Genomic DNA, 20,031 nt, shown 5'->3' on the forward strand with positions numbered 1-20,031 from the left:
GTATCTAGCCCGCCTGTTGCAGCACGTCCAGAAACGCCGCACCAAACCTTTCGTGACGACGGTCGCCCAGAACTTGCTCCATCGCTCGTGGATCATCCGGGCGTAATTGCGCCACCTTGGCCAGTTGCGATGCCGAACAGCTCAGTGGTTTGTCGATCCCGTCGGGGCCGCGCGACAATTGTGATTGAACCTCAAGCAACTGATCGTAAATGTCGCCCTGATTGCGGCCGGCAAGTTTGCGCCTCGCGGGGTGCAGCTCTTCGACTGCCCCGATCAGAACTTCGAGGAAGGTCGCACCGTAGCGTTCCAGCTTTTTCGCCCCTATACCGCTGATCCGGGCCATATCGTCCAGATTTGCGGGTCGAGTTTCCGCCATCTCGATCAGGGTGCGATCTGGGAAGATGACATAAGCCGGAACCCGCGCGGCCTCGGCCAGTGCGCGCCGCTTGGCCTTGAGCGCCGAGAGCAGCGGCGCGTCTTCCTCGGACACCATCGCCTTGACCGCGGGTCGCCGGGTGGCTTTGCGGATGGTATCCTTGCGTAGATCGATCTGCGCCTCACCTTTCAGGATCGGTTTGGCGGTTTCGGTCATGCGCAACGCACCGTGGCGTTCAGGATCGGGACGGACCAGATCGTAGCCCATCATCTGCCGGAAGATCGCTTGCCATTGCGGGCGCGACCAGTCTTTACCGATGCCATATGTGGATAGATTGTCGTGCCGACGTGCTCGGATTTTGTCGGTCTCATTGGCCAACAGGATGTCGATCAGATGACCCGCGCCGAACCATTCTTCTGTGCGCAGAATAGCGGACAGGGCCATGCGAACCGGCGTGGTGCCATCGAACACTTCAGGAGGACTGTCGCAAAGATCGCATTTGCCGCAAGGTTCGATCTGTTCTCCGAAATATCCCAGCAGGGTCTGGCGGCGGCATTTTAGGGCTTCGGCCAATCCAAGCAACGCATTCAGGCGTGCATGATCCGCCATCCGCCGTTCAGATGGGGCCAGCCCTTCGTCGATCTGCGACCGCCGCAGTCGGATATCGTCAGGGCCAAACAACGTAAGGGTTTCGGCAGGACCACCATCGCGCCCGGCACGGCCGATTTCCTGATAGTAAGCTTCGATCGATTTAGGCAGGTCCGCATGAGCAACCCAGCGGATGTCGGGCTTATCGATGCCCATGCCAAACGCGACAGTGGCGACGACGATCAGCCCATCCTCGCGCGCAAAGCGGGTCTCGACGATGCGGCGATCTTCGGCCTCCATCCCGCCGTGATAGTGGCAGGCCGTGTGACCTTCGGCGCGCAGGGCTTGCGCAAGCACTTCGGTCTTGTTGCGGGTGCCGCAATAGACGATGCCGGATTGGGACTTTCGGGCGGCAGCGAAATCGAGGACTTGTTTGCGCGGTCCATCCTTGGCCGCAAAGGCCAGATGGATATTGGGTCTGTCAAACCCGCGCAGGAATTTACGCGGCTCAACACCGTCGAACAGCTTTTCGACGATCTCTTCCTGCGTTTCCGCATCCGCTGTCGCTGTAAAAGCGGCCAGCGGTACATTTAACGTGCGACGCAGCTCTCCGATCCGCAGGTAATCAGGGCGGAAATCATGGCCCCATTGGCTAACACAATGCGCCTCGTCCACGGCAATCAGATTGACGTTGATCCGACGTAGCATTCCCAGTGCAGACCCTGCGGCCAGCCGTTCCGGCGCCATATAAAGCAGCTTGAGCCGACCATCCTCTATAGCATCCCAAACGGCATCAGTTTCCTCAGGTGTATTGCCCGAGGTGAGCGCGCCTGCCTCGACACCGGCCTCTTGCAGCCCACGTACCTGATCGCGCATCAGGGCGATGAGCGGAGATATCACCACAGTTACCCCGTCGCGCAACAGTGCAGGCAATTGAAAACAAAGGGATTTACCACCACCCGTGGGCATGATAGCCAGCACGTTTTCGCCCGCGGTCACGGCATCGACAATCTCTTCCTGCCCGGGGCGGAAGTCGTCGAATCCAAAGACGTCTCGCAACAAGGGTGCGGAGTCGAACATGCGCCGGAGGGTCCTGTATTAAGGTTTGTCTGCTCTTAAGACAGGACCATCACATACTAAGATTCGGTGAACAAGAGGTCAGTAGAAATAGACCGCATTGTTGATCAGGATGATCCGCAGGGCATAGACCCCGATCAGCACGACAAGAGGCGTCAGATCCAGACCGCCCATGTTGGGCAGGATGCGACGGATGGGGCTATAAATCGGTTCTAATATCCGATTCAGCCCATACCAGATTTGCGCCACCAGTTGCTGGTGCAGGTTAAGAACCTGAAAGTTGATCAGCCAACTCATGATCACATGGGCAAGAATGATGAACCAGACAATGTCTAGTATCAAAAGCAGGATTTGGATCAGCGACAGCATGGGCACTCCGTTCGTCAATTGCCCAGAGACCTAAGCGCGCCTGCGCCAAAGAGCAAGTCTGCAGCAACACAACGCTTGCGAATTACCACAAAGCCCCCTCTTATGAATTCAACAAGAACAGGGGCAGAAATGGCGGAAATTTCCAAGCGCAAGCGCATCTGGGGCTGGTGGTTTTTCGACTGGGCTTCGCAGCCCTATCACACCTTGCTGGTGACCTTTGTATTTGGCCCATATTTTGTAAGTGTTGCTGCACAGTATTATCTGACATCAGGTCTGGTGGAGGAGGCTGCCAAGGCGCAGGCGCAGGTTGTCTGGGCGAACGGCATGACCATTATCGGGCTGATCATTGCCTTTGGTGCGCCATTGCTGGGCGCGATGGCAGATGTCTCGGGACGGCGTATCCCTTGGATATTTGGATTTTCGCTGATGTACGTGGTGGGATCCGCGGCGCTTTGGTACACGATGCCTGATGGCTCGAATATGTGGCTGATGATTTCGGCCTTTGGGCTGGGCTTTGTGGGGGCCGAATATGCGCTCATCTTCATCAATTCTCAGCTGCCCGATTTGGGGGATGACAGTGAGGTCGGTGAGATCTCGGGATCAGGTTTTGCGTTTGGCTATTTCGGAGGATTGCTGTCGCTGGCGATTATGCTGGCACTGTTCGTCGAGCAGCCCAATGGCAAAACCCTGATCGGGATGGACCCGATGTTCGGTCTGGATGCGGCAACGCAGGAAGGTACTCGGTTTGTCGGGCCCTTCACAGCCGGGTGGTTCATCCTGTTCATGGTGCCGTATTTTCTTTGGGTCAGGGACGACACGAACACTGATAAACAAGGCAGCGTGGGCGAAGCCTTGCGGTTGCTGGGAAAATCCGTCGCTGCCTTGCGTCATCGGGTGAGCCTGGCGACATATCTTGGGTCGTCGATGTTCTACCGCGACGCTCTGAACGGGCTATATACCTTTGGTGGAACATACGCTGCGCTGGTCCTGGAATGGGATATCGTCAAGATCGGTGTGTTCGGGATCGTCAGCGTACTGGCTTCGGCCATCTTCGCATGGGTCGGCGGTAAGATGGATCGGAAATACGGCCCTAAACCAGTGATACTGGTCGCCATATGGGTTTTGATCTTTGTCTGCCTGACGGTTGTGTCGATGGATCGAACTCAGATCTACGGAATTTCATTGCCCGAAGGCTCTGGCCTGCCGGATATGGCGTTCTTCGGGTGCGGAATTCTGATTGGCGGTATGGGAGGTATCCTGCAATCGGCTAGCCGATCTATGATGGTGCGCCATACTGATCCCGCCACCCCGGTTGAAAGTTTTGGGCTTTATGGGCTTTCGGGTCGGGCAACCGCCTTTGCAGCGCCACTTTTGATCGGGATAGCAACGGCAGTGACCGGTAGTGCAAGACTAGGGGTGTCACCGATCATTCTGTTGTTTATTCTAGGACTAGTCCTGATGCGCTGGGTGAAACCGGAAGGGGATCAGAGCAGATGATTTTATTACGTTTTTTAGCTGTCTTAACGGTGATGACACTTGCAGGCGCGGCAGGGGCGCAACCGCTGGCCAAGCAATTGTTCGGGGCTCAGAAGGTGGGGTCTCAGCAAAAATCAGCGGCTTTCGGCAGTTATTCGCGCGGGTGCGCTGCAGGGTCGGTGCAATTGCCCGAAACTGGGCCAACATGGCAGGCGATGCGCCTGTCCCGCAATCGCAACTGGGGGCATCCGCAGGCGATCGACTATGTGCAGGATCTCAGCCGGTTTGCCGCGAAACAGCCGGGGTGGAATGGTCTCTATATCGGGGATATCAGCCAACCACGGGGCGGGCCGATGACATCGGGCCATCGTTCGCATCAGTTGGGTCTGGATATCGATATTTGGATGCTGCCGGGTGACAACATGCGCCTTAGCCGTAAAGCGCGCGAGAATATCTCGTCCATATCCTTACGCCGCGCGAACGGCGCCTATGTGAACGGCAACTGGACCAAGCAGCATCATGCGGTGTTGCGCGAAGCCGCCAAGGACAAGCGCGTTGCCCGGATCTTTGTGTTCCCTGGTGCCAAGGTGCAGATGTGCAATGACGAGAAGGGCAACAAAGCCTATCTGCGTAAAATCCGACCGTGGTGGGGGCATCACTATCATTTCCACGTGCGGCTGAAGTGCCCGAAAGGGTCGAGAGGTTGTGTCAATCAGGACCCGCCACCCAAGGGCGACGGTTGCGCCGAGGCACAGCAATGGGTGCGCAATATTCTGAACCCTCCGCCGCCTGATCCGAATGCGCCTCCACCAAAGAAACGACGAGAATACCGTCTGGCTGACTTACCCAAGCAATGTACCGCTGTTTTGCAAGCCAACTGATATTAGCGCTGCTGCTAACAGGGCAGGTTTGGGCAGTCGAGCTAAAGCGGGCTTCGTTGCTCGACATTTATGTCTGGCGCAACACTTCTGATTGGTTTGGTGGATTTTCGGCGATTCACATCGCAGAAGTCGGCGAACGTTTGATCGCGATCAGTGACCGGTCAAGACTGATCACAGCGCGGGTCAATCGGGACGGTGATAAGATCATCGGTATCGAAATTCTCGGGCAATGGCCAATCCTGTCCAGCAAAGGGCGCGTCCTAAAGGGACGGGCAGGGGATTCCGAAGGGATTGCGGTTGCCTCGGATGAAAGTATCTACATCTCGTTCGAAGGTGTTCACCGCATCGCACATTATACGGCGCACAACACAAATACACGGGTTCTGCCGCGTCCACGAGAGTTTCTGAATTTGGACCGCAACGGGTCATTCGAGGCGCTGGCGATCGACAATCGGGGACGGCTTTATACACTGACTGAAAAAAGCAGGACCACTCGCGGGGATATCCCGGTCTATCGCTGGGATGGCAGACGCTGGTCAACGCCGTTTGTTTTGCAGTCGCGCGGAAAGTTCTTGCCGGTTGCCGCCGATTTCGGTCCTGACGGGCGGTTTTATGTACTTGAGCGTGCCGTTGCATTCATTGGCTTTCGAACGCGCCTGCGTCGATGGGAGATTGTCAATGATGCCCCTCAGTCCGAAGAAGTGGTACTTGAAACCAGCACCGGACTTCACGACAACCTCGAAGGATTGTCGATCTGGCGCGACGGTCAGATGCGTTTGCGCGCTACGATGATCTCGGACGACAACTTTCTGGCACTGCAACGGACAGAAGTGGTTGAATACCTGTTGCCCGATTGACAGGTCGTTATCAAAGGTCTAAACGCACGGCCTGCCTTGGGATGAGCCTGGGGCCAAGTCGCCGCTACCTTGTCAAAACGGGCATCTGAAAATGCAACGCAGCTTTATTCCCGGCATCATTGCCATGGCCGCCATTGTCGTGGCCTCAAACATCCTAGTCCAGTTCCTCATATTTGATGGGCTGTTGACCTGGGGTGCTTTCACTTATCCGCTGGCCTTCCTGGTCACGGACATCATGAATCGCGTCTATGGCGTAGGTCCAGCCCGCAAGGTCGTGTTTGCCGGTTTTGTCACCGGTATCATCTGCTCGCTGATCGGCAGCCAGATCATGCTGCAGGGTGACGGCTTCACCTATGCCGCCGTACCGCTGCGGATTGCCGTTGCCTCGGGCACCGCGTTCCTGATCGCACAACTAACCGATGTCACCGTGTTCAATTCACTGCGTGGCGGACGCTGGTGGCGCGCACCGCTGGTCTCGACGCTGGTTGGGTCTGCACTGGACACCGCGCTGTTCTTCACCATCGCCTTCTCGGCTTCGGTCACCTTTTTTGGTGCCAATGCTGACGCCGCGATCAGTTGGGCGTGGGAACCTGTGCCATTCATGCTGTCTGGCCCGATGGCGCCGCTCTGGGTGACACTGGCTTTTGCTGATTGGCTTGTGAAACTGTCACTGGCTTTGATCGCGTTGATTCCGTTCAAAGTGATCGTTGCCCGCTTGACCGCTGCACAGCCTGCGTAAAAAAGTTCTTTGAGATTGGCACAAGTTGTGTCACGCTCCTTTCTAACCGCAACAGATAGAAAAGGAGGTGATCCAGTGTCGAGAAAGAGATTGGAGAGAGGTGTCGGAACAACCGGGGGGATCGCCTGTTAAGGCAGCCCTTGGCGGAGCGCTCGCTCCGGCTGGTCGATTGATCTAACCGACCCCACCTCCTGAACTTTCGAAGGGCCGTCCCAGCGGGGCGGCCCTTTTTGTTTTTACCTGTGCCTAGTAAGGTCTGACCCATGTTGCGCATCAACGACGATATCATCCTGCAAGACTGGGAACTGACCGAAAGCTTCGTGCGCTCCTCCGGTCCCGGCGGGCAGAACGTCAACAAGGTTTCAACGGCTGTCGAGCTAAGGTTCGAAGCAGCGCGCTCACCCTCCTTGCCCGACCCGGTCAAAAATCGATTGAAACGTATTGCTGGGCGGCGATGGACTAAGGACGGAGCGATTGTCATCCAATGCGAAGAAACCCGTTCCCAGGCCCGCAATCGCGAGATTGCGCGCGCCCGGCTGGGGGAACTGATTGCCCGCGCCTTGGTCAAACCCAAGCGTAGGATTGCAACGAAACCGACCTATGGCTCGGTCAAGCGTCGATTGGCAGCCAAAAAAGCACGCGGCGATGTCAAGGCGCTACGGGGCAAAGTGTCCGAAGAATGATCTGGCATCTCGGCTCTTGGTTGATAGTCTGACCCGCAACAAGGGCAGGAGGGCAACAACATGAGGCTGGAGGGTAAAACCGCAATCGTGACCGGTGGTGCATCCGGGTTCGGTGCGGGAATTGTGCAAAAGTTCCTTTCCGAAGGTGCCCGCGTTATGATTGCCGATATCAATGGCGATGCCGCCCGCGATATGGCCGCTGCATCGGGCCAGGATGCCATTTCTCAGCAAGTTGACGTCTCGGATGTGGACTCCGTTCAAGCCATGGCTGATGTCGTAAACAGTGTCTTCGGATCGCTTGATGTACTGGTGAACAATGCGGGCGTGACTCATATGCCAACGCCACTGGAAGACGTCAGTGAAGCTGACTTCGACCGGGTTTTTGCAGTGAACATGAAATCTGTCTACCTGACAGCGCGCGCCTTTGTGCCGGGCATGAAGGCGCGCGGCATGGGCGCGATCCTGAACGTGGCCTCAACAGCAGGTCTGTCACCGCGCCCCAATCTGAACTGGTATAACGCGTCCAAAGGTTGGATGATCACGGCAACAAAAACGATGGCGGTGGAACTCGCCCCATCGGGCGTGCGCGTCAATGCGATCTGTCCGGTGGCAGGAGAAACGCCTCTGCTGAAATCCTTCATGGGCGAAGACACACCGGAAATTCGCGCCAAGTTCCTCTCGACCATCCCGCTGGGCCGCTTTTCGACCCCTGAAGACATGGCCAACGCCGCCTGTTTCCTGTGCTCGGACGAGGCCAGCATGATCACGGGCACCGCGCTTGAGGTGGATGGGGGCCGATGCATCTGATCCGCTCTTCATCTGGCCAAAAATATCTCCGCCGGAGGCAGCGCGCCGCGGCGCGCTTATCTGCCCAACATCAGAGGTTTCGATGACACCCGGCCCCAAAAACCTGATCACCGATGTTCCGGGCCTGAAGGTTGGCAATGCGCAGGACGAGGCGTTGAAATCGGGCACGACCGTCTTGACTGCGGATCACCCTTTCACGGCTTCGGTGCATGTCATGGGTGGGGCGCCGGGCACGCGTGAAACCGATCTCTTGGCGGCTGACAAATCCGTTGACCGGGTTGATGCGATTGCGCTTTCCGGTGGATCGGCCTTTGGGCTGGATGCCTGTTCGGGTGTATCCGATGCCTTGCGCGCAGAGGGGCGCGGTTTTGTAGCTGGTTCGGCCATCGTCCCGATTGTGCCGGGGGCGATTCTGTTCGATTTGCTTAATGGCGGAGATAAAGACTGGGTCGAAAACCCCTATCGCGCGCTGGGGAATGCCGCGTATCTGAACGCCTCACCAGAATTTGAACTGGGGACTGCCGGGGCCGGAACCGGCGCATTGGCGGCAATGCATAAGGGAGGACTGGGCTCGGCCTCGCTAGTACTTGAGGATGGAACAACTGTTGGCGCACTGGTTGCAGCCAACCCGCTGGGCAGTGTGAGTACGCCCGGAGATCGCCATTTTTGGGCGGCACCATTCGAGATCGGTTCCGAGTTTGGCGGGCATGGCCCGGATCCGGCCTCGGGTCTTGGCCGCATCCACACCAGCCGCAAGGCGGAGGCCATGAAACCAGCCCAGCCAGATCGGACAAACACAACCATTGCTATCGTTGCAACCGACGCTGCACTGACTAAACCGCAATGCCAGCGAGTGGCGGTGGCTGCCCATGATGGCATCGCCCGCGCCATTGTTCCCGCGCACACGCCCGGCGATGGAGATCTTGTATTTGGCCTCAGCACAGCTGCCCGTGAAGTTGAGGCCGAAGCAATGGCGATGATCGGCCACGCGGCCTCAATCTGTCTGGCGCGGGCGATTGCGCGCGCGGTCTATTTGGCGTCACCCAGTGCAGGCGATCTTCTGCCCTGCTGGTCTGCCGTACATGACTTAAGTTAAGGACGAACTAGTCTCCGCTGTGACACAGTGCCCTCGCGCGGCAATCTGCGCGTTGACTCTCTGCTGCGCCAAAGGTCCTTTCTGTGCAGCCAATTCGTATCGGAGCAAAAGCTATGAATCGTATCCTTGCCACCGCAATTGCTGGTCTGCTGGCCCTTCCCGCCTATGCTGAAGGTGACGCCGAAGCTGGCAAGAAAGCCTTTAACAAATGCAAATCCTGTCACCTGATCGCTGATCCCGCCGGTGAAGTGATCGTCAAAGGCGGCAAGACAGGACCGAACCTTTATGGTGTTGCGGGTCGTACCGCCGGCACTGTCGAAGGGTTCAAATACGGCGACAGCATTGTTGAAGCGGGTGAAAACGGCTTGGTCTGGGATGAAGAGACTTTTGTGTCTTACGCCCAGGACCCCAAAGCGTTTCTGAAAGATTATCTGGGTGAAACCTCGGCCAAGTCAAAAATGACCTTTAAACTGAAAAAGGGCGCTGAAGACGTTTACGCTTATATCGTGAGCGTTTCGGGCGAATAACCAGGTTCGTCTATATCATGTAAAATAGTGCGAAAGGCCGCAGCCCCTGCGGCCTTTCGTGCGGTTGAATGATGCCTCCATCGGCGTCACTTTGGATAAAAACCGGTATGACTTTGAGCGCCGGGATTCGCCAACAGGAGACGACAGATGGGAATCATGATTCCGGCCTGGGTTGAAGGCGAACTGACCCCCGTTGACAAGCTTGAGGCACACGAGAAAGGCCTCAAGCACAAGGCCGTATCGGTCTTCGTTGTGCGCGGAACCGAAATCTTGCTGCAGCGCAGGGCGATGGGCAAATATCACACGCCGGGTCTTTGGGCGAATACCTGCTGCACACATCCAGATTGGGAAGAAAGCGCCTCGCATTGCGCGGTACGTCGTCTGCGCGAGGAGCTGGGGATTACCGGGCTATATCCTGAGTATCGCCACAAGCTTGAATATCACGCCGACGTTGGCAATGGCATGGTTGAGAACGAGGTGGTCGATGTCTTTCTGGCGCACGTGCGTGGACCATTGAAAATCGAGCCTAATCCTGACGAAGTGATGGATATTCGTTGGGTCGACTATCACGATCTGCTGGCTGAGGTGAAACGGCACCCGAACCGCTTTACGCCATGGCTCAAGATTTATCTGCACAACCACGCGGATACGATCTTTGGGCCTGACTTGATTATCTCAGCCAAATCGTAACCCTGTCTTGCAAGGCGCTCGCAAGCGGAATACATCAACGCGTCATGGCCAAGCAGAAGCAGAAAACTGACCCGAATTACAAAGTGATTGCCGAAAACCGGCGTGCACGATTCGATTACGCGATCGAAGACGATATCGAGTGCGGCATCGTACTGGAAGGGTCCGAGGTCAAATCTCTGCGCGCGGGCGGGTCGAACATTGCTGAAAGCTATGCGTCGGTTGATGACGGAGAGCTGTGGCTGATCAACAGCTATATCGCGCCCTATGAACAGGCGAAGGTCTTCAAACACGAAGAGCGCCGCCGCCGTAAGCTGCTGGTGTCGCGCAAAGAGTTGGCAAACCTGTGGAACGCGACTCAGCGCAAGGGTATGACGCTGGTGCCATTGGTGCTGTACTTCAACCACAAAGGCCGGGCGAAGCTGAAGATCGGCATCGCCAAGGGAAAGAAACTGCACGACAAGCGCGAAACACAGGCCAAGCGCGACTGGTCACGCCAGAAACAGCGTCTGATGAAGGACCACAGCTAGAACGCCATGGTCGCCTGAACGGCCCGCTGCCAGCGCGCATAGGCCGCGTCTCGGTCGGCCTCGGCCTTCTGGGGTTCAAACCGACAGTCAAGATCCCAGGTTTCGGCGAATCCTGCCTGATCCGGGTAGACACCTGCTTTCATTCCCGCCAGCCAGGCGGCACCCAGCGCGGTGGTTTCCTGCATCACCGGGCGGTCAACGGGCGCGCCCAGAATGTCCGAAAGCCCCTGCATGGCCCAGTCCGATGCGCTCATTCCGCCATCGACGCGCAGGATCACGTCAGCCTCGGCCCCCCAATCGCCCTGCATTGCGTGCCATAGGTCGCGGGTTTGGAACGCGATGCTTTCCAACGTGGCGCGCGTGATTTCGGCGCGGCCGGAATTGCGGGTCAGGCCAAAGATTGCGCCGCGGCAATCGGGTTTCCAATAGGGCGCACCGAGCCCGGTAAAGGCAGGCACAAGGACAACATGTTGGTTTGGATCAGCTTGCGCGGCCAGTTCACCGCTTTGCGGTGCGGCTTCGATGATTTGCAACGCATCGCGCAGCCATTGCACTGCCGCACCGGCGATGAAGATCGAGCCCTCAAGCGCATAAGTTTTCTGCCCGTCCAGCTGATAGGCAATGGTGGTCAGCAGGCGGTTTTTCGAGTCCACCGGCTGCGCACCGGTGTTGAGCAGCGCGAAACACCCCGTGCCATAGGTGGATTTCATCATGCCCGGCTGGAAACAGGCCTGCCCGATGGTGGCAGCCTGTTGATCCCCTGCCACGCCGAGAATCGGGATTTCACTACCAAACAGGGATGTTGATCCGAAATCTGCGGCACAATCCCGCACATCGGGCAACAAGGCCTGGGGGATGTCCAGCAAGTCACAAATCTCGCTGCTCCATTCCCCCTTGTGAATGTCGAACAGCAATGTACGAGCGGCGTTGGTGGCGTCGGTGGCGTGCATGCGCCCTTCGGTCAGTCGCCAGATCAGGAAGGTGTCGATTGTGCCGAACAGCAGCTCTCCCGCGGCGGCACGGTCGCGCGCGCCTGGCACGGTATCCAGAAGCCATTTGACCTTTGTGCCCGAGAAATAAGGGTCCAGCAGCAGCCCCGTCTGGGCGGTCACGTCATCTTCGCACCCCGCTTTGCGAAGACGTTCGCAAATTTCAGCAGTGCGCCGGTCTTGCCAGACAATCGCGTTGTGAATCGGGGCACCGGTGGCGCGATCCCAGATAACTGTGGTTTCGCGTTGATTGGTGATCCCAATTCCGGCGATCTGGCTGGCGGCAACACCGGTGGTTTCCAACACCTCCCGGCAAACGGTCAGGACGCTGTCCCAGATTTCTTCGGCATCATGTTCGACCCAGCCTTCCTGCGGGAAATGCTGCGTAAACTCGTGCTGCGCAGTGCCGACGCGCTGCATTTGCGCGTCAAACAGGATCGCACGAGACGATGTGGTGCCCTGATCGATTGCCAGAATATAGGTCATGCCTGCGCCCCTCCCGCATTGGTTTTGCGGGACTTTAGCGCAAACAATGCCAAACGTTCCAGAGGGGAAATCAGACCTTTGACACCGGCAGATTATCGATCAGCCGCACGCCCTCGACCAAGGCGGCTGCAAACAGGCGTGCCGGTCGGTTTGCATGTGTCAGAGGCTCCAGCGTTTCAGCGCAGCGCAGTTGCAGATACTCCACCTCGTCGAAACCGGCGGCCAAAAGATCGACCTGTGCCTGGGATGCCAAAGCATCGAATTCTTCGCCGTTTTTCAGAGCCTGAACAAGTGCGCGCATGATGCGGTGTTTTTTAGCCGCAATTCCCAGACCCTGATCCGACAGCCTCTGGTTGCGCGAAGACATGGCAAGACCCGAGGGCTCTCGTACCGTCGGGCAACCAATCACCTTGATCGGAATATCCAGATCGCGGGCCATCCGTCGGACGATCATAAGCTGCTGATAGTCTTTTTCCCCAAAATAGGCTCGATCCGCCTGCGTTTGCAGGAACAGTTTGGCGACAACGGTCGCCACGCCATCGAAATGACCCGGGCGGAATTCACCCTCCATTGTGTCAGTCAGGCCCGAGACCGAGACTGTGGTGGCGAATCCCTCGGGATAGATCTCCTGAGGGTCGGGTACGTAAATCGCATCAACGTCATAAGGGGCCAGCTTCTCGGCATCTTCCTGTTCGGTGCGTGGATAGTTGGCAAGGTCTTCTGGGTTGTTGAACTGTTTGGGGTTCACGAAGATTGTCACGACCACTCGGTCGCAATCCGCTTTGGCGGCTTCGGCCAGTGACAGATGTCCTTGATGCAGCGCGCCCATGGTCGGGACGACTCCGATCACCTCGCCCTTTTGGCGCCATTCACGGGTCAGTGCACGCAAATCCGCCAACCGACGCAGAATAGGCGCGGTCATGACTTGGACCCTTTTGAAGGGGTCTGATCTGCAAAGACATGTTCGTCTGCCGGAAAGCTACGGGCACGAACCTCGGCTGCGTATTCTGCAATTGCTGCTTCGGCCAGCGGGCCAAGATCGGCATAGCGTTTGACGAATTTTGGTTTGAAAGCAGTGAAAAAGCCCAGCATGTCGTCTACCACCAGAATTTGCCCATCACACCCGGCGGAGGCGCCGATACCGATGGTGGGGATCGCAATCTGGGACGTGATCCGGTCAGCCAAGCTTTGCGGAACCTTCTCTAACACGACGGAAAACGCACCGGCCTCGGCAACGGCACGGGCGTCGGCCAGTACGGCATCGGCCTGTTTGTCGCGCCCCTGTACCTTGTAGCCGCCCAGCGTGTTGATTGATTGCGGTGTCAAACCGATATGCGCCATCACCGGGATGCCGCGTTTGACGAGAAAACGAATGGTTTTGGCCATCTCCACGCCGCCTTCCAGCTTGACCGCGCCTGCACCGGTTTCGGACATTAAGCGGGCCGCGTTGCGGAAGGCCTGCGCCGGGTCGTGTTCGTAACTGGCGAAAGGCATGTCTATCACCATCATGGCTCTGTCCAGCCCGCGGGCGACGGCCTGGCCGTGCATGATCATCATGTCCATCGTCACCCCGAGGGTCGAGGTCAGCCCGTGCAGCACCATTCCGACGCTGTCACCGACCAGGACGAAATCACAATGCGCGTCCATCAACCGCGCCATCGGCGTCGTGTAGGCAGTCAGCGAGACCAGAGGTTCAGTGCCTTTCCGGGCGCGGATATCCTCGGCGTTCGGGGCTTTCTTGCGGGCGGTGGCGCTCATGATCACTCCTCGCAGGGTTCATGTTGCAGTGCGGCATAGCAGATGCGGCAGATGCAAAGAAACCCCGGTTGCGCCAACAATCCCTTGATTGACCCGGGGTTTCTGGCAGGATCGGTCTCAGAACGATCCGTAGTCAGCGGAATAGTCGTATAATGTGGGGAGAGATTTTCATGACAAAGCAGCGCTTTCGCTCATTCGCGTCGGCCTTGGCCCTAGGTTCCAGCCTGTTTGCCACGCAGGCTCTGGCTAAATCCGACATCACCATCGCCATGCAACTAGAGCCGCCGCATCTGGACCCAACCAGCGCCGCCGCTCAGGCAATCGATTCGGTTGTCTACACCAACATCTTCGAAGGTCTGACCCGCTTTATGGGCGATGGATCGGTTGTTCCCGGGTTGGCTGAAAGCTGGGAGATTTCGGATGACGGCACCGTTTACACATTCAAACTGCGCGATGGCGTGACTTTTCATGACGGCACTACGATGGATGCCGAGGACGTCAAATTCAGCCTCGACCGGGCGACAGCAGAAGACAGCGCCAATGCACAAAAGGCTCTGTTTGCTGGGATTGAGACTGTCGAAGTTGTAGATCCTCTGACCGTTCAGGTGACGTTGAAGGAACCGAACGGTAATTTCCTCTTCAACCTTGCCTGGGGTGACGCGGTCATCGTTGCGCCGGAAAGTATCGAGAATATTAAGACCAACCCGGTTGGCACGGGTGCGTTCACCTTTGCCGATTGGGTGCAAGGAGACAGCATCACCCTGAATCGAAATCCCGACTATTGGGGCGATCAGCCCGCGTTAGAGACTGCAACGTTCAAATTTATTTCGGACCCGACCGCCGCCTTCGCTGCCATGATGGCCGAGGATGTGGACGTGTTCGACAATTTCCCTGCTCCCGAGAACCTGCCTCAGTTCGAGGCCGATCCGCGCTTTCAGGTTCTTGTCGGCTCGACTGAGGGTGAGACAATCCTATCGACCAACAATAAACAAGAACCCTTCGACGATGTACTCGTGCGGCAGGCCCTAGCCCATGCCATCGACCGGCAAGCCATCATCGACGGCGCGATGTTCGGTTATGGCACGCCCATCGGCACTCATTTCGCGCCGCACAACCCGGCTTATGTCGATCTGATTGGTAATTCGGCCTACGACCCTGAGAAAGCTAAGGCACTTCTCGCCGAGGCCGGATATCCCGACGGGTTTGAGACCACTCTGCACCTGCCGCCGCCCTCTTACGCTCGGCGCGGGGGTGAGATCATCGCTGCTCAGCTGGCCGAGATTGGCATCAAAGCCGAGATCATCAATGTGGAATGGGCGCAATGGCTGGAAAGCGTGTTCAAAGGCAAGGAGTTCGGCCTGACCATCGTCAGCCACACCGAGCCTATGGATATCGGTATCTATGCGCGTCCTGACTATTACTTCCAATATGACAGCACCGATTTTCAGGCTTTGATGGACACTCTGAATTCCACCACCGACCCTGATGAACGCACTCGTCTGTTGGGGGAGGCGCAGCGCCTGATCGCAACCGATTACGTTAACGGGTATCTGTTTCAGCTTGCCAAGCTCGGGGTTGCCAAGGCGGGTGTTCAGGGTCTTTGGGAAAACGCGCCCACTGCAGCGATCGACCTGACTGCCATCAGCTGGGACGAATAGACCCTAGGGAGGTCCGTGCATGGTCAAGTCAATCTTCGTCGCTCTTACCCTCGCGGCGCAGATCGCTATTACATCTGTTGCTCGGGCCGAATCATCGCTTAGCCAGGCGGTTGAGTTGTGGCTGCAAGGCGACGATGAGCAGGCCCTGCCCATGCTGGCAGAGCTTGCCGCTGAAGGTGACGTAGAAGCGCGCCTGTTACTGGGTCGGATCGAAACATCGGATCTTGGGCCGTCGCCATATCGTCAATCGCTGGGACCCAAACAGTCGCGAAAGCTTTTTCGCCAGAAAGATTGGTCGGCCTTTGGGCAGTCGTGGTTAACGGTCGAGGCGCGCGCTGGAAACGAGTTGGCGCAAATCTTACTCCAGGCCAAGCATCCGAACCCCGATCTTGACCTGATCGCAAAACTCAACGCGCTTGGTGAGCATCAGGCCACCGATTATCCAACACGCATCGTGGCTTTGTATGGTAACGCCAGCATGCGTGAGACTCTGCAGGCCAACGATCAAGTCATGCAGGCCTTGAAACCCTACTTGGCCTATCTGTCTCAAACTCCAGAACCACGCGGAGACGGGCTTGCAGCATTGCGTCATATTCAACCTGATCCGGTCGACGCAAACTCGGACCAAGCGCTGGGTATGGCGGGTCTGCTGGCGCTTGGGCTAGGGTACGGCGATATCTCGCTGGATAACCCGTGGCGTCAATCGGTAGAGAGCTGGCTGATGTCATCGGAAGAGACACACCCCATTGCCCAACTTTGCAATCAGCAATGTACCGATGACGCTCCGGCCTGCGCTTTTGCATTTTTGGCACTGACGGGCGGGTATTATGAGGCCATCCGGATCGACAGCCCGCTTGAAACTGTGATCCCGCAAGATGAGTTTCTGGATAGTCCGCGCGCCCGGTTGATGGTCCTGCGCCGCGCCGCGCTGGCTCGTACTGAAACCAATCTTGATTGGCTGTCAGAGACTGAGCCCGCCGCCGATCTCTCGGCCTGTGCGATCAAACTGGTCAACGACGAGCGGCAGGCCTACGAGTAGGTGCTGGACCCGCGCAACCCAGACACTTAACCTGTTACCAATGCTACGTTATGCCCTCAAACGCCTGCTGTCGCTGATCCTGAGTCTGGCCGTCGCATCGGTTGTCATCTTCGCGGTGATCGAGATTGCGCCCGGTGATCCGGCGTCGTTCATGCTGGGTGTGAACGCGCAGGCAGACACTTTGGCTGCCCTGCGGGCTGAATTGGGCCTCGATGTCTCCAAAGTCGAACGGTATTTCAACTGGGTCGGCGGGATGCTGGTTGGGGATTTCGGCACATCCTACACTTATCGCACGCCGGTGTCGCAGATGATTACGGATCGACTATGGGTGTCGTTGCCGCTGGCGTTGTACGCACTGACCCTGTCCACGCTTATTGCGTTTCCCGCTGGTATCTATGCAGCGGCACGGCGTGGCAAACCGGGTGACCTGGCTGTAATGGGCGCAACGCAACTCGGGATAGCAGTGCCGAACTTCTGGTTTGCAATGATGCTGGTGCTGATCTTTGCGATCAATCTGCGCTGGTTCAATGCCGGCGGGTTCGCGGGTTGGGAAAACGGCGTCTGGACAGGCCTGCATTCTCTGACCCTGCCCGCGATCGCCCTAGCCCTGCCACAGGCGGCTATTCTTGCGCGGGTTATGCGATCAGCATTGCTGGACATTCTGGCCGAGGATTTCATGCGTACTGCCCGCGCCAAGGGTCTGTCACGCCGTCAAGCGCTGTGGCGACACGGGGTGCGGAATGCTCTGATTCCTGTGCTGACGATCATCGGGCTCCAATTTTCCTTCCTGCTGGCAGGCTCGATCATCATCGAACAGGTTTTCTATCTGCCAGGCCTTGGACGGCTGGTGTTTCAGGCGATTTCTGCACGTGACCTGATCGTAGTGGAATCGGTCGTCATGTTGCTGGTCTTCGCCGTCATCATGGTGAACTTTTTGGTCGATCTGGCCTATGCCGCCGTCGATCCAAGACTGAGGAGCAGGACATGAGCCGCAACCTAATCCTCGGTGCCGCGCTGTCCTCACTGGTGCTTTTGGCAGCGCTCGTATCGTTTGTCTGGACGCCATATGACCATGCCGCGCTCAATATACCGGCCAAGCTGCAACCGACAAACACACAACACTGGTTCGGCACCGATCATTTCGGGCGCGACATGTTCTCGATGATCATGGTCGGTGCGCGTACCTCGATTGCGGTGGCGTTGGTGGCCGTCGGGATCGGCATGGCGCTGGGCGTCCCCTTGGGCCTGACCGCTGCCGCGCGCAAAGGATCGTGGCTGGACGAAATCATCATGCGCGGCAATGATCTGGTCTTTGCATTTCCCTCTCTTGTCATCGCCATTCTGATCACCGCTGTCTTTGGTGCCGGGGCCATCAACGCGATCATCGCCATTGGTATCTTCAATATCCCTGTCTTTGCGCGCATCACCCGAGGTGCGGCCCTGTCGCTGTGGGAGCGCGAGTTCATCCTCGCCGCCCGCGTGTCAGGCAAAGGGGCGGCACGCATATCGGCTGAACACATCCTGCCCAATGTCGCCAATCTGCTGATCGTTCAGGGAACGATTCAATTCTCTCTGGGTATTCTGGCCGAGGCCGGGCTGTCTTATGTCGGCCTGGGTGCGCAACCGCCCACACCAAGTTGGGGCAGAATGCTGGCCGACGCGCAAACAATGGTCAGTTTTGCCCCGCATTTGGCTCTGATTCCGGGTTTGGCGATCATCGTGACGGTTCTGGGTCTGAACCTTCTGGGTGATGGCTTGCGCGACTGGTTGGACCCTCGGATACGGGTGGCCCGCGCATGAGCTTACTTGAGATCAAGGACCTTTCGCTAACCATTCACGGCACTCAAATCCTGAAACGGATCAACCTATCACTTGCGCCGGGGAGGATTGTGGCTGTGACGGGCGAGAGCGGTTCAGGCAAGTCTATGACCGCCCTTGCCGTGATGCAGTTGCTACCCAACGGGGCTGATGCGGAAGGAGTGCTGCAGCTTGACGGTCAGAACCTGCTGAATCAGTCAGAAGCAGAGATGTGCGCCCTGCGGGGTGCCGCGATCGGAATGGTTTTCCAAGAGCCGATGACTGCCTTGAACCCGGTGAAGACAATTGGCGATCAGGTGATGGAGACCATCCTGATCCACAAGGCCATGCCCCCCGCCCAGGCGCGCGCACGGGCCGAAGAGGTTTTGGCGCGGGTCGGATTGCCCACCGACCGGTTCCCTATGACACGCTTTCCGCATGAGCTGTCGGGTGGACAGCGTCAGCGTGTGGTGATCGCCATGGCGATTGCGTTGCGCCCCCGACTGCTGATCGCAGATGAGCCGACAACGGCGCTGGACGTGACGACGCAGGCACAAATCCTCGACTTGCTCAAAGGACTGGTGACGGAATACGGCATGGGTCTGCTGATGATCACCCATGATTTGGCAGTGGTTGCTGGCATGGCGGATCAGATCGTAGTTATGCGGCATGGCGAGGTGGTTGAAACCGGCGCAACTGAACATCTGCTACGCCATATGCAACACCCCTATACCCGCATGCTGTTCGAGGCTTCGGGGCATCAGGTCAACCTGCCGGTAGCCCCAGAGCCACGGCCATTGCTGGAAGTCGACAAAGTGGTTCGGGACTACCGCTTGCCCAGAAAGCGCTTGTTCGATGCACCTGGCCATCACCGGGCCGTCGATCAGGTTAGCTTTACGCTGAACCGAGGGGAACGATTGGGGTTGGTTGGTGAGTCCGGCTGCGGAAAATCGACCCTAACGCGGGCGATATTGGGTCTCGAAGAGGTGCAACAAGGCCGAATATCTCTGGATGGTCAGCCTGTATTTACAGGCCATAAACCCAATCTGGCAGTACGTCGCAAGATGCAGGTGGTGTTTCAGGACCCCTACGGCAGTTTTAATCCGCGCCACAGGGTTGCGCGCCTGATCACCGAGCCGTTTCACCTACTCGAAACCCCGCCAAACGGGTCCGAACGGCAGGATCGCATTGCCGAAATGCTTACTGCGGTTGGCCTCAGCCCGGATGACTCAAGCAGGTATATCCACGAGTTTTCGGGCGGGCAACGCCAACGGATCGCCATCGCCCGTGCACTGATCATCCAGCCCGAGTTGATCCTGTTCGATGAGGCTGTCTCGGCCCTCGATGTCTCGGTACGCGCCCAGATCCTCGATCTTTTGGTCGAGCTTTGTGAGACCTACGATCTGACATATCTGTTTATCAGCCACGATCTGAGTGTGGTTCGTACGATCACCGACCGCGTGCTGGTGATGCAGGCCGGCAAGATTGTCGAGCAGGGTGAAACCGAGCAGGTCTTTATCCAGCCACAGCACCCCTACACGCGAACGCTAATTGATGCAGCGCCCAGTCTGCAAGAGATCGGACAGGGAGCTGCATGATCCAAAAGTACTT

20 protein-coding genes are annotated in these 20,031 nt (G+C 57.6%); 15 read left to right on the plus strand and 5 right to left on the minus strand.

The window, feature by feature from the left end:
- Window positions 1-4 precede the first annotated feature (4 nt).
- The gene (recQ, locus tag ACR0IU_RS09225; protein ID WP_480716039.1) at window positions 5-2,044 is read right to left on the minus strand and encodes a DNA helicase RecQ; all 2,040 of its coding nucleotides are present in this window, start codon (window positions 2,042-2,044) and stop codon (window positions 5-7) included.
- A 78-nt stretch (window positions 2,045-2,122) separates the two neighbouring features.
- On the minus strand, window positions 2,123-2,410 hold the full coding sequence (locus tag ACR0IU_RS09230; protein WP_010438415.1) for a YggT family protein: 288 nt from the start codon (window positions 2,408-2,410) through the stop codon (window positions 2,123-2,125).
- A 102-nt stretch (window positions 2,411-2,512) separates the two neighbouring features.
- Here ACR0IU_RS09230 and ACR0IU_RS09235 point away from each other — a divergent pair, with 102 nt between their 5' ends.
- The 10 genes from ACR0IU_RS09235 to smpB all read left to right on the plus strand — a co-directional run bounded on the left by ACR0IU_RS09235 (window position 2,513) and on the right by smpB (window position 10,693).
- Window positions 2,513-3,907 carry an MFS transporter gene (locus ACR0IU_RS09235; protein WP_480716040.1) on the plus strand — a complete coding sequence of 465 codons (1,395 nt, stop codon included), beginning with the start codon at window positions 2,513-2,515 and terminating at the stop codon, window positions 3,905-3,907.
- Window positions 3,904-4,767 carry a penicillin-insensitive murein endopeptidase gene (gene mepA, locus ACR0IU_RS09240; RefSeq protein WP_480716041.1) on the plus strand — a complete coding sequence of 288 codons (864 nt, stop codon included), beginning with the start codon at window positions 3,904-3,906 and terminating at the stop codon, window positions 4,765-4,767. The genes ACR0IU_RS09235 and mepA overlap by 4 nt, the downstream gene beginning before the upstream one ends.
- On the plus strand, window positions 4,740-5,624 hold the full coding sequence (locus ACR0IU_RS09245) for an esterase-like activity of phytase family protein (protein WP_480716042.1): 885 nt from the start codon (window positions 4,740-4,742) through the stop codon (window positions 5,622-5,624). The genes mepA and ACR0IU_RS09245 overlap by 28 nt, the downstream gene beginning before the upstream one ends.
- A gap of 91 nt (window positions 5,625-5,715) precedes the next feature.
- Window positions 5,716-6,363, plus strand: a complete 648-nt coding sequence (locus tag ACR0IU_RS09250; RefSeq protein WP_010438419.1) for a queuosine precursor transporter — start codon at window positions 5,716-5,718, stop codon at window positions 6,361-6,363.
- A 263-nt stretch (window positions 6,364-6,626) separates the two neighbouring features.
- Window positions 6,627-7,046 carry an alternative ribosome rescue aminoacyl-tRNA hydrolase ArfB gene (arfB, locus tag ACR0IU_RS09255; protein ID WP_480716043.1) on the plus strand — a complete coding sequence of 140 codons (420 nt, stop codon included), beginning with the start codon at window positions 6,627-6,629 and terminating at the stop codon, window positions 7,044-7,046.
- 60 nt (window positions 7,047-7,106) lie between these two features.
- Entirely contained in the window at window positions 7,107-7,853 is a 747-nt protein-coding gene (locus tag ACR0IU_RS09260) for an SDR family oxidoreductase (protein ID WP_480716044.1), read from the plus strand.
- Window positions 7,854-7,935: 82 nt separating this feature from the next.
- Window positions 7,936-8,949 carry a P1 family peptidase gene (locus tag ACR0IU_RS09265; protein ID WP_170780252.1) on the plus strand — a complete coding sequence of 338 codons (1,014 nt, stop codon included), beginning with the start codon at window positions 7,936-7,938 and terminating at the stop codon, window positions 8,947-8,949.
- A 113-nt stretch (window positions 8,950-9,062) separates the two neighbouring features.
- A complete protein-coding gene (locus ACR0IU_RS09270; protein WP_010438429.1) occupies window positions 9,063-9,476 on the plus strand; it encodes a c-type cytochrome in 414 nt (137 codons plus the stop codon).
- A gap of 147 nt (window positions 9,477-9,623) precedes the next feature.
- Window positions 9,624-10,166 carry an isopentenyl-diphosphate Delta-isomerase gene (gene idi / locus ACR0IU_RS09275; protein ID WP_170471553.1) on the plus strand — a complete coding sequence of 181 codons (543 nt, stop codon included), beginning with the start codon at window positions 9,624-9,626 and terminating at the stop codon, window positions 10,164-10,166.
- 44 nt (window positions 10,167-10,210) lie between these two features.
- Window positions 10,211-10,693 carry an SsrA-binding protein SmpB gene (gene smpB / locus ACR0IU_RS09280; protein WP_170471555.1) on the plus strand — a complete coding sequence of 161 codons (483 nt, stop codon included), beginning with the start codon at window positions 10,211-10,213 and terminating at the stop codon, window positions 10,691-10,693.
- Here the strand turns inward: smpB and glpK are convergent.
- The 3 genes from glpK to panB all read right to left on the minus strand — a co-directional run bounded on the left by glpK (window position 10,690) and on the right by panB (window position 13,926).
- The gene (glpK, locus tag ACR0IU_RS09285) at window positions 10,690-12,168 is read right to left on the minus strand and encodes a glycerol kinase GlpK (protein WP_480716045.1); all 1,479 of its coding nucleotides are present in this window, start codon (window positions 12,166-12,168) and stop codon (window positions 10,690-10,692) included. The genes smpB and glpK overlap by 4 nt on opposite strands.
- Before the next feature lie 70 nt (window positions 12,169-12,238).
- The gene (gene panC / locus ACR0IU_RS09290) at window positions 12,239-13,090 is read right to left on the minus strand and encodes a pantoate--beta-alanine ligase (RefSeq protein ID WP_480716046.1); all 852 of its coding nucleotides are present in this window, start codon (window positions 13,088-13,090) and stop codon (window positions 12,239-12,241) included.
- Window positions 13,087-13,926: a 3-methyl-2-oxobutanoate hydroxymethyltransferase gene (gene panB, locus ACR0IU_RS09295; protein WP_480716047.1), complete on the minus strand. Its 840-nt coding sequence runs from the start codon at window positions 13,924-13,926 to the stop codon at window positions 13,087-13,089. The genes panC and panB overlap by 4 nt, the downstream gene beginning before the upstream one ends.
- Before the next feature lie 170 nt (window positions 13,927-14,096).
- Between panB and ACR0IU_RS09300 the strand changes: the two genes are divergently transcribed.
- Genes ACR0IU_RS09300 through ACR0IU_RS09320 form a run of 5 tightly spaced genes read left to right on the plus strand, consistent with a single transcriptional unit; the run spans window position 14,097 to window position 20,018 of the window.
- Window positions 14,097-15,584 (plus strand): ABC transporter substrate-binding protein, encoded by a 1,488-nt coding sequence (locus tag ACR0IU_RS09300; protein WP_480716048.1) that lies wholly within the window; start codon window positions 14,097-14,099, stop codon window positions 15,582-15,584.
- A 19-nt stretch (window positions 15,585-15,603) separates the two neighbouring features.
- Window positions 15,604-16,623, plus strand: a complete 1,020-nt coding sequence (locus tag ACR0IU_RS09305) for a hypothetical protein (protein WP_480716049.1) — start codon at window positions 15,604-15,606, stop codon at window positions 16,621-16,623.
- A gap of 40 nt (window positions 16,624-16,663) precedes the next feature.
- Entirely contained in the window at window positions 16,664-17,611 is a 948-nt protein-coding gene (locus ACR0IU_RS09310) for an ABC transporter permease (protein WP_170471567.1), read from the plus strand.
- Window positions 17,608-18,423, plus strand: coding sequence for an ABC transporter permease (locus tag ACR0IU_RS09315; RefSeq protein WP_480716050.1), 816 nt, complete (start codon window positions 17,608-17,610; stop codon window positions 18,421-18,423). The genes ACR0IU_RS09310 and ACR0IU_RS09315 overlap by 4 nt, the downstream gene beginning before the upstream one ends.
- Window positions 18,420-20,018, plus strand: a complete 1,599-nt coding sequence (locus ACR0IU_RS09320; protein WP_480716051.1) for an ABC transporter ATP-binding protein — start codon at window positions 18,420-18,422, stop codon at window positions 20,016-20,018. The genes ACR0IU_RS09315 and ACR0IU_RS09320 overlap by 4 nt, the downstream gene beginning before the upstream one ends.
- Window positions 20,019-20,031 lie beyond the last annotated feature (13 nt).

This window comes from Ruegeria sp. CL5 (assembly GCF_056536485.1).